10 protein-coding genes are annotated in these 13,895 nt (G+C 46.1%); all 10 read right to left on the bottom strand.

Going from position 1 to position 13,895, the window contains the following annotated elements:
• Positions 1-59: 59 nt before the first annotated feature.
• Positions 60-1,400 carry a sensor histidine kinase gene (locus G587_RS0119285; RefSeq protein WP_035787351.1) on the bottom strand — a complete coding sequence of 447 codons (1,341 nt, stop codon included), beginning with the start codon at positions 1,398-1,400 and terminating at the stop codon, positions 60-62.
• Positions 1,400-3,004, bottom strand: a complete 1,605-nt coding sequence (locus G587_RS0119280) for a response regulator transcription factor (protein WP_242830115.1) — start codon at positions 3,002-3,004, stop codon at positions 1,400-1,402. Before G587_RS0119280 ends, G587_RS0119285 begins: the two co-directional genes overlap by 1 nt.
• A 63-nt stretch (positions 3,005-3,067) precedes the next feature.
• Positions 3,068-4,135 (bottom strand): butyrate kinase, encoded by a 1,068-nt coding sequence (gene buk / locus G587_RS0119275; protein ID WP_026493578.1) that lies wholly within the window; start codon positions 4,133-4,135, stop codon positions 3,068-3,070.
• Between the two features lie 24 nt (positions 4,136-4,159).
• Complete coding sequence (gene ptb / locus G587_RS0119270) at positions 4,160-5,077, bottom strand: phosphate butyryltransferase (RefSeq protein ID WP_026493577.1); 918 nt, start codon at positions 5,075-5,077, stop codon at positions 4,160-4,162.
• A 191-nt stretch (positions 5,078-5,268) separates the two neighbouring features.
• Entirely contained in the window at positions 5,269-5,928 is a 660-nt protein-coding gene (locus tag G587_RS23685; protein ID WP_051201167.1) for an HD-GYP domain-containing protein, read from the bottom strand.
• Positions 5,929-6,083: 155 nt separating this feature from the next.
• The gene (locus tag G587_RS0119260; RefSeq protein ID WP_035787350.1) at positions 6,084-6,593 is read right to left on the bottom strand and encodes an acyl-CoA thioesterase; all 510 of its coding nucleotides are present in this window, start codon (positions 6,591-6,593) and stop codon (positions 6,084-6,086) included.
• Between the two features lie 141 nt (positions 6,594-6,734).
• Positions 6,735-7,286 carry an ANTAR domain-containing response regulator gene (locus tag G587_RS0119255; RefSeq protein ID WP_026493575.1) on the bottom strand — a complete coding sequence of 184 codons (552 nt, stop codon included), beginning with the start codon at positions 7,284-7,286 and terminating at the stop codon, positions 6,735-6,737.
• 29 nt (positions 7,287-7,315) lie between these two features.
• On the bottom strand, positions 7,316-8,671 hold the full coding sequence (gene glnA, locus G587_RS0119250) for a type I glutamate--ammonia ligase (RefSeq protein ID WP_026493574.1): 1,356 nt from the start codon (positions 8,669-8,671) through the stop codon (positions 7,316-7,318).
• Positions 8,672-8,870: 199 nt separating this feature from the next.
• Entirely contained in the window at positions 8,871-11,633 is a 2,763-nt protein-coding gene (locus tag G587_RS0119245; RefSeq protein WP_026493573.1) for a hypothetical protein, read from the bottom strand.
• Between the two features lie 36 nt (positions 11,634-11,669).
• The gene (locus G587_RS0119240) at positions 11,670-13,277 is read right to left on the bottom strand and encodes a PilZ domain-containing protein (RefSeq protein WP_026493572.1); all 1,608 of its coding nucleotides are present in this window, start codon (positions 13,275-13,277) and stop codon (positions 11,670-11,672) included.
• Between the last annotated feature and the right edge of the window lie 618 nt (positions 13,278-13,895).

Below are 13,895 nucleotides of genomic sequence, written 5' to 3'. Positions count from 1 at the left end.
AAAGCCATTGAATAATAAATGCAATAAAGTTAATTTTTTTACACTCTTTTTATTTAAGTTCATTTTTTTACGATTTCGGTTAAGATTTTCGGAAGTCTGATATTAACTATCGTTCCGACACCCTCCGTTGAATCGATTCCGATACCGTATTCCTCACCAAAGGAAAGCTTTATTCTCTCATTTATATTATACAGACCGTAGATAGTATTATCCTCCGGCTTCTCCATGGCAAGGCTCTCCCTTATCTTCTGAAGCCTCTCCTGGGACATACCTATTCCGTCGTCCTTCACCGTCAGCTGAATGTACTCGCCCAGATCACCGCCTGTTACGATAATCTTACCGCCGCCCCTCTTATTCTTAATGCCATGATAGAGCGCGTTCTCAACTACAGGCTGCACCGTGATCTTCGGAATCGTATAATCAAAAATCTCCTCGGGAACATCGATCTCATAGGATAAAATATCCTGATACCTTATCTGCTGGATCTCCAGATAACTTCTCACATGCTGAAGATCCTCCCTGATAGTGACGATTTCCTTACCTTTATTAAGAGAGCTTCTGAAAAAGTCCGAAAGACTTCCAACCATGCTCACGACCTGCTTCTGATTGCCCGCCTCAGCAGACCACACGATAGCATCAAGAGTATTGTATAAAAAGTGCGGATTTATCTGTGCCTGCAAAAGCTCAAACTCAGCCTTTCGCAGCTGCTTCTGCTCACTCTTTACCTGCTTCTCGATAGGCCTTGTTATCCACAAGGGACCCCAGAAGGAAAGCAGAGCCACAAAGAGAATCATGAACACAAAAATAACACCCATGATCTTCACGATATCAAGGTAGAATTTCTTCGCCTCGATCTGAGCAGTCTGAATCTGCTTATTTTCATAATAGACGTACTCGTTTATGGTCTCCTGAATAAGGGACGTAACTATCTGAACGTCATTTTCCCATATTGTGATGTTATCCTCGTACCTGTCGTCATATTCCATATTGCTCTGGATTCTCTGGATATAGACCTCCAGATTATCCAGGTACTTCGCAACACTCTCAAGACGCTTCTTGTTGTCACCGTCGTCAGTGTAGTCCTCAAGCCTTGTTACGATCTTCCTTGCCGCAGACAGATATGTAGGAATCTTGGAATTCTCAAGGGTGACATTACCTACTATTACAAGATAAGTCTCGTAGTCGAAATCCTCCTTGAAATCCAGACTGAACTCACTGGCTGCCACAACGGACCCCAGCATCTCATCGTATCTCTCGTTCACCTTCCACAGATTATAGAAGGCATACACCATGAAAATAATACTGGGCAAAAGCAGAAGCAGATAGGATATTCGAATCTGGTTGGCGAGCTTACTCTGACCTTCCCTGACCTTCTTGCTCTTTACCTGTTCATCTCCCATCAGCCTTCCTCCGTGCGCGAGCCGCTTCTGTACTGCGTAGGAGTAACCCCCTGTGTCTTCTTAAACAAATATGAAAAATAGTGCGGGTCCTTATATCCCACCAAAAGGCCGATCTCGTTGCTCTTCTTGGAGGTACTGATAAGGAGCTCTTTTGCCGCATTCATCCTGTAATCAGTAAGATACTTGATGAAGGGCTGACCTGTCTGCTGTCTGAAAACCGCACTCAGATGATTAGGTGAAAAGTTCACATGGGCTGCCAGAGTATTAAGGGACAGATCCTCCTCGGTGTAATGCTCCTCGATATAGGATATGACCTCATTAACCGCATCCCGGTAATGACCCTTGGAATCATCTTCTCTAAGAACCGCAGCCTGACCCACAATCCTGGCCATGTACTGAATCGTGCGACCCTCATCCGCCAGAACCTCCGGCGTAGGTATCTCCGGTTTTTCCTCCTTGTGAAGCTCGTTCTCCAAAAAGTCAGCCACGCAGAAATAGATATCCATGGCGATGTACTGCCTAAGGAGCGTTGAGCGGATGGCGCCCTTGCCCATACCGTTCAGGAACTCCTCTATGAAAAATTCCGCCTCGGACACATCTCCTCTTCTAAGGAACTCTTTTATAAGCCTTCTGTCTATGTGCTTGGGATCAATCTCAGATAAGACCACGTCATCCTTCCCGGGATGGAGGCCCTCCTCCGATCCCACAAGGAAGCCGTTGTCCTCAGTAAGATACATGTGAGCGAAGGCTCTGCTTGCCCATCCAAAGGAAGCCCCTATATCGCTTATTCTTCCGACACTCTGTCCCACACCGCCGAAATATCTGATGTGGTGATAGTTATCGAAAAGTGCCTTCATCTCAGTAATGCCTTCTTCGATATTTTTTTCTATGGTGTTATCGTCGTCACCTTCATATAAAAGCGCGATACCTTCCACGCCAAGGTCAAAGAAAATCGCACCGGTTTTCTCGGCGATCTCCCTTATCCCTTTCTCTATCTCAACAACGCTCTGTGAATACTCGTTAGCATCATGCCTCGTGGACCATACCTTAAGCAGGATCACGTTGTACCTGATCGCTGTAAGATCCAGAGACAGCTTCTTGGCACTCTCAATAATCTCAGAGAGCCCCTTGGTCCCTGCGACTATATCGCTGAAAAGCTCATGCTTCTCATATTCAGTGCGTTCCTTCATTTCCTCTTCATAGCGCTTTTTAATCTCTCGCTCGCGCCTTTTTTCTTTGGTCTTCTCCGCGAGAGCATCCACTTCCTTCAATAAATTATCGCCGCTTATCGGCTTTGAAAGATAGCAGGATACGCCTATCCTTATGGCCTCCTGGGCAAACTGAAAATCCTCATAGCCCGTGAGAAGTATAATCTCTATCCAGGGAAACTTCTCCTTGACCATGCGGCTAAGTGTGAGCCCGTCCATAAAGGGCATCTTAATATCAGTAATAACAATATCAGGCTGAAGCTTCTGTATCATTGGAAGCGCAACTTCCCCATCACCGGCTTCCCCACAAAACTCGTAGCCGTGCGACTCCCAATCCACATTGTTCTTTATGCCTTCCCGGACGACAAATTCGTCCTCAACCAAAAATACCTTCATCATACCCTCTAAAAATAGCCCTCCCGAGCCAACGCTTGGAAGGGCCACCCTATTTCAAAAAAATTATTCGTAAATCTTAGCTTCCTCTTCGCCGTTCATAACACGAAGTGCACCCTGAGCAAGAGCAAGGAGCTCATCCTCACCGGGATAAACTGTTACAGGAGCGATGAACTTAACCTTCTCAGTAAGTCTGTCCATAAGAGGAGCGTTGTAAGCGATACCACCTGTGATGATGATCTGATCAACCTTACCATCAAGTACAGCTGCCATAGAGCCGATGTTCTTAGCAAGCTGGAAGATGAATGCATCGATAACGAGCTTAGCTGTGTCGTTACCCTCATCTCTCATCTTGATTACGTTTCTCATATCGTTAGTTCCAAGCCAAGCATTGAAACCACCCTTACCAACTGCCATCTTGCGAACCTCTGCCTCAGAGTACTTACCTGAGAAGCAAAGCTTGATAAGACCGCCTGTAGGAAGGCTGCCTGCACGCTCGGGAGACATAGCTCCGTCACCGTCAAGAGCATTGAATACATCGATGATCTGACCGTTCTTGTGAGCACCAACAGAAACACCGCCACCAAGGTGAACAACTACAAGGTTGATATCCTCGTACTTCTTACCGATCTCCTTAGCATATCTTCTTGCTACTGCCTTCTGGTTAAGTGCGTGGAAAATTGAAACTCTGGGACACTGAGGAAGACCTGAAACTCTAGCCTCATCACAAAGCTCATCAACAACAACGGGATCTACAATATAGGAAGGAACACCGATCTCATCAGCGATCTCTTTTGCAAGAAGTCCGCCGAGGTTAGAAGCGTGCTCACCCTGAACGCCTGCCTTAAGATCCTTAAGGAGTGCGTCGTTAACTGCGTAGGTACCGCCCGGGATAGGCTTTACAAGACCACCACGGCCTACGATAACATTGAAAGACTTAACATCCTGATTAGATTCCTTGAGGAAGTTAAGAATGAGTTCTTTTCTCCAAGCAAGCTGATCAATGATGTGATCATACTTAACGATCTCCTCTGTGGGATGACGGAGAGTCTCCTCCATTGTAAGTGTCTCATCCTCGAAAATACCAAGCTTTGTTGATGTGGAACCGGGATTGATGATTAAACTTTTGATCATGGTTTTCTCCTTTATTTTTACGGATTATAAGTTTTTCTCTTCTGCTACTACTGCTGCAAGTGCTATAGAGTTGAGCTTAACCTCAACTGAATCTGAACGTGATGTAAGAATAACGGGAGCCTTGGTTCCTGTTAAGATGTTACCATTCTTAACTGTTGCAAGACGAACGATTGTCTTGTAAGTAAGGTTACCAGCGTGGATATCAGGGAAAAGAAGGATATCAGCGTCACCTACGATCTTACGGTCCTTAGCGCCAGCCTTGTGCTCAGCTGCTGAAGGATCGATAGCAAGATCCATTGAAAGAGGTCCGTCAACGATGCAGTTTTTGATCTCGCCAGCCTCGTTGAGACGTGTGAGCTCAGCTGCCTCTACAGTAACAGGCATCTTGTCGTTAACAACTTCTACTGCAGCAAGGGGAGCTACCTTAGGGCACTCAACGCCGCAAGCTCTTGCAACATTTACTGTATACTCAATAATAACCTTTTTGTCTTCAAGAGTGGGATAGGGCATGAAAGCAACGTCTGTAAGGAAAAGAAGACGATCAATGCCGGGAATCTCAAATACACATACGTGAGAAAGAGGACGACCTGTACGAAGTCCAACTTCCTTATTAAGAACTGACTTAAGGAAAGTCTTGGAATCAAGCTGACCCTTCATATAGATATCAGCCTTGCCATCGTGAACAAGTGAAACTGCCTTTGTAGCTGCCTCAACTGTATCCTTCTCATCAATGATCTCAAACTGGGAAAGATCCATTCCCATGCCTGCTGCGATCTTCTCGATCTCATCCTTATCGCCGACAAGGATAGCATCAGCAATGCCGCGCTCCTTAGCAAGCTTAACTGCCTCAAGAACGGGCTCGTCCTGTGCGCATGCAACTGCAAGCTTCTTAGTGCTTGCTGTCTTTAACTTCGCGAGAATATCGTCGAAACTCTTACTCATTTGTGTTCCTCCTGGTTATCAAAAAAATATAATTCAACATAATATGTACTTCGAATTTTTCATATGTCTTATGACTTTTCAAAAGATATGCAAAAAATACGAGGCACACCGTTAGAATTTTACCACGATGCGCCTCGCTTTTCAATGAACCGGCATGCCTAAAAGCGCATTACCGGCGTAAATTTTCATTATTATTCTAATCTTGTGAAATACTCTTCTATAATATAAGTAGGCACTTCGGAATTCATGACATAGTTTTTGTCATCATCTATCATCTGAAGAAGAATGTCCGCAATCTCAGGATCGAACTGGGTTCCCTTGCCTCGCTCTATCTCTTCCCTTACCTTCTTTTGCTTCATGACTCCTGAATAAATTCTCTCGGAGCTCATGGCATCATAGGCATCTGCAACACCGATTATGCGGGCCTCCTCGGGAATGGCGATACCCACAAGTCCGTCTGGATAACCGCTTCCGTCGAACCTCTCATGATGCCATCTGGCACCAACCGCAAGTCCCGGAATCTCAGTGATATCCTGAAGAATCTTGGCACCTATCATGGGATGCTTCTTCATGAGATTGTACTCATTATCCTTAAGCCCTTCCGCCTTGGCTGTGATGTAGTCCGGAATTCCGATCTTACCAATATCGTGAAGCAGACCCATCTGATAGATCTCATACTGCTCCCCGCGGCTCTTACCCATGCGTCTTGCGATCTCCATGGAATAGAGCGCAACTCTCTCGGAGTGCTCCTTGGTATATCTTCCGTTCTCATCAGCCACTCTGGCAAGAGCGTGCATAAGCTGATCTATAAGCCTTTTTTGCTGGTGGTATTTTACTTCAAAATCATCCATCTTTGTCTCTGTTCCCTCTTTACTACTAATGCTCGTTTCTTATCCCCCCCAGACAAAACAGAAATTTCTCATACAAACAAGAATTCCTACATAACTTAATAAAGGTATGTAGGAAACTATTTTACACTCTTTAGTACCAAAGGAAAAGCCCTAAATTAAAATCCTTCTCTTCTCCTCTGCGCACGCAGCTCTATTCTCTTTTCAGCGCCCTGCCACTCAGCTCTCTCAGTCTCAGTGCGGACATTCAGGCCATAAGGAACCGTAGTCGGGTTGCCGTCTTCATCGACGCAGACCTCGGTGAGGTAAGCTCTGTTAACCACATGTCTCATGCCTGTGCGAAGATCCTCAACGTAGGTGTCCACGCGAACCTCCATGGAAGTCCTTCCAACGTGAGTAATTCTTCCTATTAAAACAACGATATCATTGAGCTTGATCGCCTGCTTGAACTGCATGTTATCAATCGCAGCAGTCGTAACCGGCGTGCCGGCATGCCTTAGAGCAGTTGTGCCCGCTACCTGATCTATCCAGCTCATCAGCTCTCCACCGAAAAGTCGCTCATAACCGTTGATCTCATCAAACTTAACGACTCTGGTCCACTCTGTGACGGAATCCTCCACATTTTTACTTGCTATCTGGTGATCTACATGAAAAACTCTGTTGTTCATAACAAGCCTCCGTTTTCCTAAAAAATATAAGTAAATTATACCATATATATGATGTTCAAAGGGGCAACAGAAAAAGATTTTCACCTGAGAATTTCTTAATAAAAAAACTCCCTACATTTTAATATAGAGAGTTTCCAAAAATCACTTGATAGACAGAACCATCTCCGCGGTTTCAAGAAGAGATGTTCCGGAATCCATGGAACATTTCTGCAGATATTTGTGGGCCTCGGGCTCAGTCATATTGTGGCGCTCCATAAGGATCGCCTTGGCGCTGTCGATGATCTTCTGATCCTCGATACTTCTGAATCTCCTCTTTTCCTTGAGCTTCTTGCGGCGGAGCTGAACGCCCTCCACAAGCATGGTCACCGTTGAAAAGAGGTCGTCCTTTTTAAGGGGTGTGGGCAGATACACGATATTGCTGTGATCGTGGAGCGGTAACTCATCTGCCTTTGCGGGGCTTGCAACCAAAAGCATGGTGAAATAGTCCGGCATATCCCCTGCAAGCTCGATGCATTGCATATCACCGAGCCTGGAGCCGCAAATGACCACGCCGCTACCAAGGTTCTCCATAGCTGAAAGAACCTGGGCACCGGTTGTGCACACGTTGGCGATCTCAAAACCGCCACGCATCAATATGCTTTTGAAGTTCTGCGCATCCGACTGCTTAGCGAATGCAACTATAATGTTTTGCAAGCTGGCACATTCCCTTACTTAATAATCTATTACTGCTTGTTCAGATATTCGTTGATCTCCCACTGGGTCACACAGGTGCGGAAATTCTTCCACTCGCTGCGCTTTGCATCAAGATATCTGTTAAATACAGCATCTCCAAGAACGCCCTTTACAAACTTGTCCTTCTTGTAGCTGTCGATGGCCTCTCCCAAAGTCTCGGGAAGAGTTGAGAATCTAGTCTTTCTAAGCTCCTCATCGGTCTTGTTCTTAAGATTGACCTTGAGCTCAGCCGGAGGCATAAGCTCTCTCTTGATTCCATCCATACCTGCCGCAAGAATAAGTGCCAGCGCAAGATAAGGGTTGCATGCAGCATCAGGATTACGAAGCTCGATTCTGGCATTTCTGCCTGCCATTGTAGGAATTCTGATAAGCGCACTTCTGTTGGTTGATGATGAAGACCATGACACATTAACAGGAGCATCATAGCCGGGAACAAGTCTCTTATAGGAATTAACAAGAGGATTGGTCACAAGAGTCATGCCACAGATATGCTCAAGGACACCTGCGATGAAATGATTTGCGATCTCAGAGAGCTTGCCATCCTGTCCTGCAAAAACATCTCTTCCCTCCTCGTCCTCACAGAGGATATTGATGTGCATACCTGAACCGTTCACGCCTTCCTTGGGCTTGGGCATGAAGGTCGCATAGAGACCGTGGCGCTTAGCAATAGTCTTAACTGCCATCTTGAAGGTCATTATCATATCAGCCATTCTGGCTGCGTCATCTTCTGTAAACTCAATCTCGTGCTGAGCAGGAGAAATCTCATGGTGAGAGGAAGTGATATTAAAATCCAGCTCCTCAAGGTTCATGATGATATCACGGCGCACGTTCTCACCCTGATCTGCAGGAGCAAGGTCAAAATAGCCGGCATTCTCATGAGTCTGTGTCGTAGGCTGTCCCTCATCATCAAGATCAAAGAGGAAAAACTCAAGCTGGGGATCTGCCTTGAAAATAAGGCCCATCTCCTTTGCCTCCTCAAGAACCTTCTTAAGAATATGTCTGGAATCACATGTAAAAGGCTTTCTGTCAGCGGTGTAAACGTCGCAGAACATTCTTGCAACCTTACCACTCTGGGGTCTCCAGGGATATATCTGAAAACTGTCAAGATCGGGGTACAGATACATGTCGCTCTCAAGCTCCTCAAACTTATCACCTGAAAGTCCTGTAAATCCCTCTATAGCTGAGCCGTCAAACATGCAGTCATTGTTAAGTGCAGTTTCAAGCTGACCTGCAGTTATGGCAATATTCTTCGGTGTGCCGAAAATATCGCAAAACTGAAGCCTGATAAAAGCTACGTCTTCTTCCTTCACAATTCTGAAAATGTCCTTTTTGGTTAGCTTGCCCATTTCATCCTCTTTCTGCGCCATCTTATGCGGAGGCGCTGCCGCAATATTTCTAAAACCACTAAAGCCCTTGCGCGCTCGCGGAATTTTTTCTCTAAAAAAAGAAAAGGCAAAGACACTTTTCCCTATGGAATGGCGCCTTTGCCTTGCGTCTACAATATCAAAAAACGCATGTCTGCGTCAACAGATTTTTCACCGAAAATCATTTGCGACGGTGATTTAAAAACTTGGAGAGCTCTGCCTTTATCGCCTTGAGTTCAGCAGGATCTGCGCTCTTTACAGGTCTTATGGAAACATCCTTGTAGGTCCTTGGAAGTCTCACATTATCGCCCTCGAAGGGATGGATAACACCGGTCTCATCTCCGCAGATAATTGCTCCGTCACAAAAAGCTGTAAGCTCGGCAATAAGATTCTCGCTGGGACTTGCACCGCCAAAGCCAGCCATGCACATGCAGAATCTCTCACGAACTCCGCTGTAGCCGGCAGCTATATTTGCAGGCTTTTCATTGACAGCCGCGTCTGCGTATTTCTGCATAAGTCCCGCGCTCTTGGAAGGATACTCCCTCTTGCCGGTGCCGTAGGTTCCGTAGGGATTGAGGCAAAGGTGCTGACCCTCGCCGTCCGTTGTAAGTCTTCCGGGACAAACCGCAAGGCCTCCAAGAACAGTTCTCGGAATACCAAGAAGTAAGCCTGACAGAGCGCCCTTGGCACCTACGATACCTGCTGTAAGCTGATGGTTAAATGAAGAGATATTCTCGTTTCCTCTCACCGCTTTTCCGAAAACAGAAACAGGGAAATCGCTCACATCCCCGGTGAAGCTCTTCCTTATTACAGCCACACCTGCGCGGTACTGAGGTGATATCTGGAACGGTGCCACCTCCTGAAGTGCTCCCGCATCGTTTTCCATATCGGGGTAAGTCACATCCATATGAACCAGAACGCCGTCTATTCCCTTAAGAGCAGATGTCTTAATGAGCTGCATTGTAAATTTACCCGGAGTTACCTCGCCCTTTGCGTGAACCGTTCCGGTAATCTTCACACCGTCTCCTCTTCCCGCAAGCTCAGCAGAAGCAACCTCCTCACAGGTAAACTCATTTACGGTATCACCGCTTTTTACAAAGGATGAAAGGAACTGCTCATCTCCGATTCTCTCATCTCCGAAGTACACCTCGCGGATCTTACCCTTTGAAGCTCCTGTTCCGCCCACAACAATCTTAAGCTTATGTCCGGGGCTTGTGATAACATAGCTTTCTCTCTCCACACCTGCTATGCGGGCTGCCTTGCCTGCACCCTTGGCATTGTTCATGGCTGCTATGCGCTCTGCAACTGCAGGATTCTGTTCTTCCTTGGGAGGCTCCGGCTTTGTCTTAAGCTTACCCTGTGCCTCAAGGAGCCTTTTCATGGCACCCTCAGCATGGAAAACAGGGTGATCCTCGGGTCTTAGCTCAATAAGCGGCTTATGGGGCTCCTTCGGAATATCCGACCTGTCAAAATGATAATAAATCTTGTAAGTATTCTGAGCCTCTGCGAACTTCATAACCACAAAGGCGGTGTTTACATATCCGTTCTCCTTACCCATCTCAACTGCGGTGTAGGAGTCGATCTGACACTCATCACACTCCAAAACCAGTGTACTGATTTTTGGACACTGACCTCCGTCGATAGCAAGCTGGAAGGAGACAGTTCTCTGACCGGAGGCATTCATTATAATGAAGGAATTCCTCTCCTCCTCGTCCTTTCTCCTTGAGTAGAGATGCTTACCGATCGCACTGTTGTTAAGTCTCTGACGTCCGCTGGTTCTCATGGACATCTCTTTTGTATTAATAGCCTTTCTCTCGATATTCTGAATATCAAGAGACAGCCTTTCAATCTCGCTGAACCTGTCCTTTTCCGGCGCCGGTGAAAACGGTCCAAACTCGGATGCTGACAAAAGTCTTATTCTCTCAGCCAGGGAATCGGATGCTCTCTCAGCGTTGTAAATCCTGCTGCCGATTCTCGCTCTCTCGATACGGGTCCAGATAAGTCTGTCATAGGGAAGCTCACTGTAGGATGAAAGGTCACTTCCTCTGCCCTCAGCCACATCCCCTGCGAAGGTGATCTCCGATACAGGAGCATGATCTCTCAAATATCCGCTTGGTGTGTTATACGCAACAAAGTCCAGTTTTCTCAGAGCTCTAAGGAAGCCTGCAAGACCCTCGGTACCTGCTGCCTTTCTGAAAAGACTTCTGATCTCCATAGGCTCCCACCAGGGACTTCTCACATCAGCGCCTGCCAGCACAAAAAGGTCACCCTCAATCTCACCGGACAGCTGCTTTTCATGAAGACCTGTCAGGAACTTTGTCATTGAACCCTCTTCAATCCAGTCAGCCGGAGTGTAGTAAGGAACCACCACTATTGAATTGTTACCATGTCTGTAGGTTGATGGATTGTAGGTCTCATAAGGAGATTTCCTGAGCTCCTTACTTACCGTGGACAGCGCATTTGGACCAACATTACTGTTTCCCAAAAGCACAGTATTAATACCTGACTTTCTCAGTCTGGCGATCATAGACGGAGTGAAAATATCACCCTCTGCGCGAAGTGCATCTGAAGTTTCACCAAGATCATTGGATTTAAAATGAAGTGCAAAATTGAGCTCTTTTCCTGTCATGCCGGCAAAAAGATTGGCATGTCTTCCCGAGAATAAAAGCTCGTCGCCTCTCTCACGAAGCCGTGCCTTGACGCCGTCAACAACATCGGGCCCCAATGAAGGGAGGATTCTTCCAAGTGTGTAATCATTCTCAAAATCCCACGCTGCCTGAACAGGCTGCCCCTCCTTATTAGCCTTGGCCATGATATCAAGGATCTCGCGGATACGTGCAAGGTCTCTTCCAAAGCCCTTGTTGTCGTTGGTATCCCCAAGATCAGCATGATAAAAATTTACATGAAAAAGAAATCCGAAATGGATTCTGTGATTTGTCCCCATAAGTCAAACTCCCCCGTTTGTAATTAGTTTTAGTCTTTACTCGTTCTTACTTATCCTCTCAAGTTCTATAATATCTGCAATCTGTTCAGGAGTAAGGAATCCGTCATCCCTCTTGGGAGCAAAGAGACCTTCGTCTACAGCGTTGCCATTCTGATTAAAGTATCCGTCGAATTCATCATGGAATCCACCGGGAAGTGCAGAGGTCTGCTTCCTTGTTCTTACAGGCTCATCTGCCATATACCTGTCATCCGCCGGAGTCCTCCCCGCATTTACCGCTTTCTCCGAACTGGGTGCAGGCTTTGTATTCATAGAAGTATTATACGCATCGACAAATCTAACCTGATGACCTGTCCTTGCGGCTGACATTCCCTCCGCTGCCCTGTAATCAGGTTCATCGGAAGTATCAATCATCTTCTTAAGCTCGTTCTTATCCCCAACTATTTTTGATATGAAATCCAGCTTCCTCTTAGTCTTCTCTGAAGGCTTAAATGAAGCGCCTTCAAGTGAAGCAAGGTCAGCTACCATCTGCTTGGACTTCTTGGTAGCACCGCCCCTAGTCTTCTTAAGATCATCAAGCGGATTCTCAGGCTTTTGCGGCAAAAGCTTCTTAGCCTTGGCAGGAGTTCTATCCTCTATTGAAGCAAGCTCCTCAAGGTCATCGGCATCCACCAGCGGCATGCTGTTTGGAAGCTCGGGCATATCGTCCATATCGGCTACGCGCTCTGCCCTTTTACGCATGATCTCCTCCTCCGATCTCTCGGGAATAAGATCTGCTGCCTCGTCGGGAGACATGAGCTGAAGCTCAGGATCCTCTTCTTCCACAGGAATCTGCTCACGCCTTGGCTGCGGCTTTTCATACTTGGGAGCAGGTGTACTCTTTTGCTTTTTCTCAGGTGTGTGAAGCTCCCACTTGCCCTGATGCTTCTGGCTCTCGTATTCCTTAGAAACAGCCAGCTGCGGAACGTAATTCACAGGAATCTTATCTCCTGATGCAATCTTTTCATCGGGTGATCCCGCAACATCAAGGATATCGTCAACCTTAAGGCCGAGCTTCTCCTTCTTCCTGCTGGTTATGAGCGTTACAAGATCAGCTCCCATAGCATCAAGAGTACAGCCGACTGCCGGCTGACCATTCATCGTAAATACGCGAACCACAGTTGCTTCGCATGCATAAAAATGGAAATAAGTCGGATCGTATCTAAATGACGCGATAATGTGATCCCCAACCTTCACGGAGGCTTCCGTGTCAAGAATAAAGGCTATGCCCTTCATTGAAATATCATAGACGAGAGCATTCCTGATATCCTTGCTGTCGCCAATCCTGATAACGCCGAGTCTGTCGATATCATATCTCTCAGCCTGTCTGCGATTGACGATCTTGCCATCGTCCGTGCATCTTATCAGATGGAACTTACCATACTTGGTCTCCACAGGTCCGATCCTCGTAGCCTTGAACTCATAGGATCTGCCGTCACGCTTATTGACAGCCACAACCTTGGAGGGTTCCGTAAACGTAAGGTCCTCATCAAAGTAAGTAAGGGAGTCCACAAGAAGACCATCACGAACACCTATATCCGCCTTAGTAATAAGGAGAATTCCGTGCCCATTGATGGATGCATGAATTTTTATTTTTGAATCTTTCATCACGTCGCTTAGTTTCATATTGATATTTTATTACAACGTCTATGTCTTCGCAATTATAAAAACGCGCTTAAATGCAGAAATTCGGGGAGAAAATGGGGCTTGAGGGGTGGGAATTTGGAGGTGAGCTTGGAGTGGTGGAAATTTGGAGGGGAGCTTGGGGTGGTGGAAATAATTCTAATAAGTATCAGCTTCTAGTTGTTCCGATTTCTTTTTCAGGACAACTGTTTCTGCATTTATATGCCATTTAGTTGTTCTGTTCCTTTTTTTGGACAACTATTTCTGTACTTATATGCTGTTTAGTTGTTCTGTTCTTTTCCCGGACAACTATTTCTGTACTTATATGCTGTTTAGTTGTTCTGTTCTTTTTCCGGACAACTATTTCTGCACTTATATGCTGTTTAGTTGTTCCGCTCTTTTTTCTGGACAACTATTTCTGTACTAATATGCTGCTTAGTTGTTCCGCTCTTTTTTCCGGACAACTATTTCTGCACTTATATGCTGTTTAGTTGTTCTGTTCCTTTTTGGGGACAACTATTTCTGTCCTAATATGCTTTTTAGTTGTTCCGGTTCTTTTTCTGGACAACTATTTCTACAAAATATCCCCGTCTAGTTGTTCCA

This window comes from Butyrivibrio sp. XPD2002 (assembly GCF_000423945.1).
Lineage (GTDB): Bacteria > Bacillota > Clostridia > Lachnospirales > Lachnospiraceae > Butyrivibrio.
The sequence above is the reverse complement of the archived record's forward strand: the minus strand, read 5'-3'. Positions and strand labels throughout refer to the sequence as shown.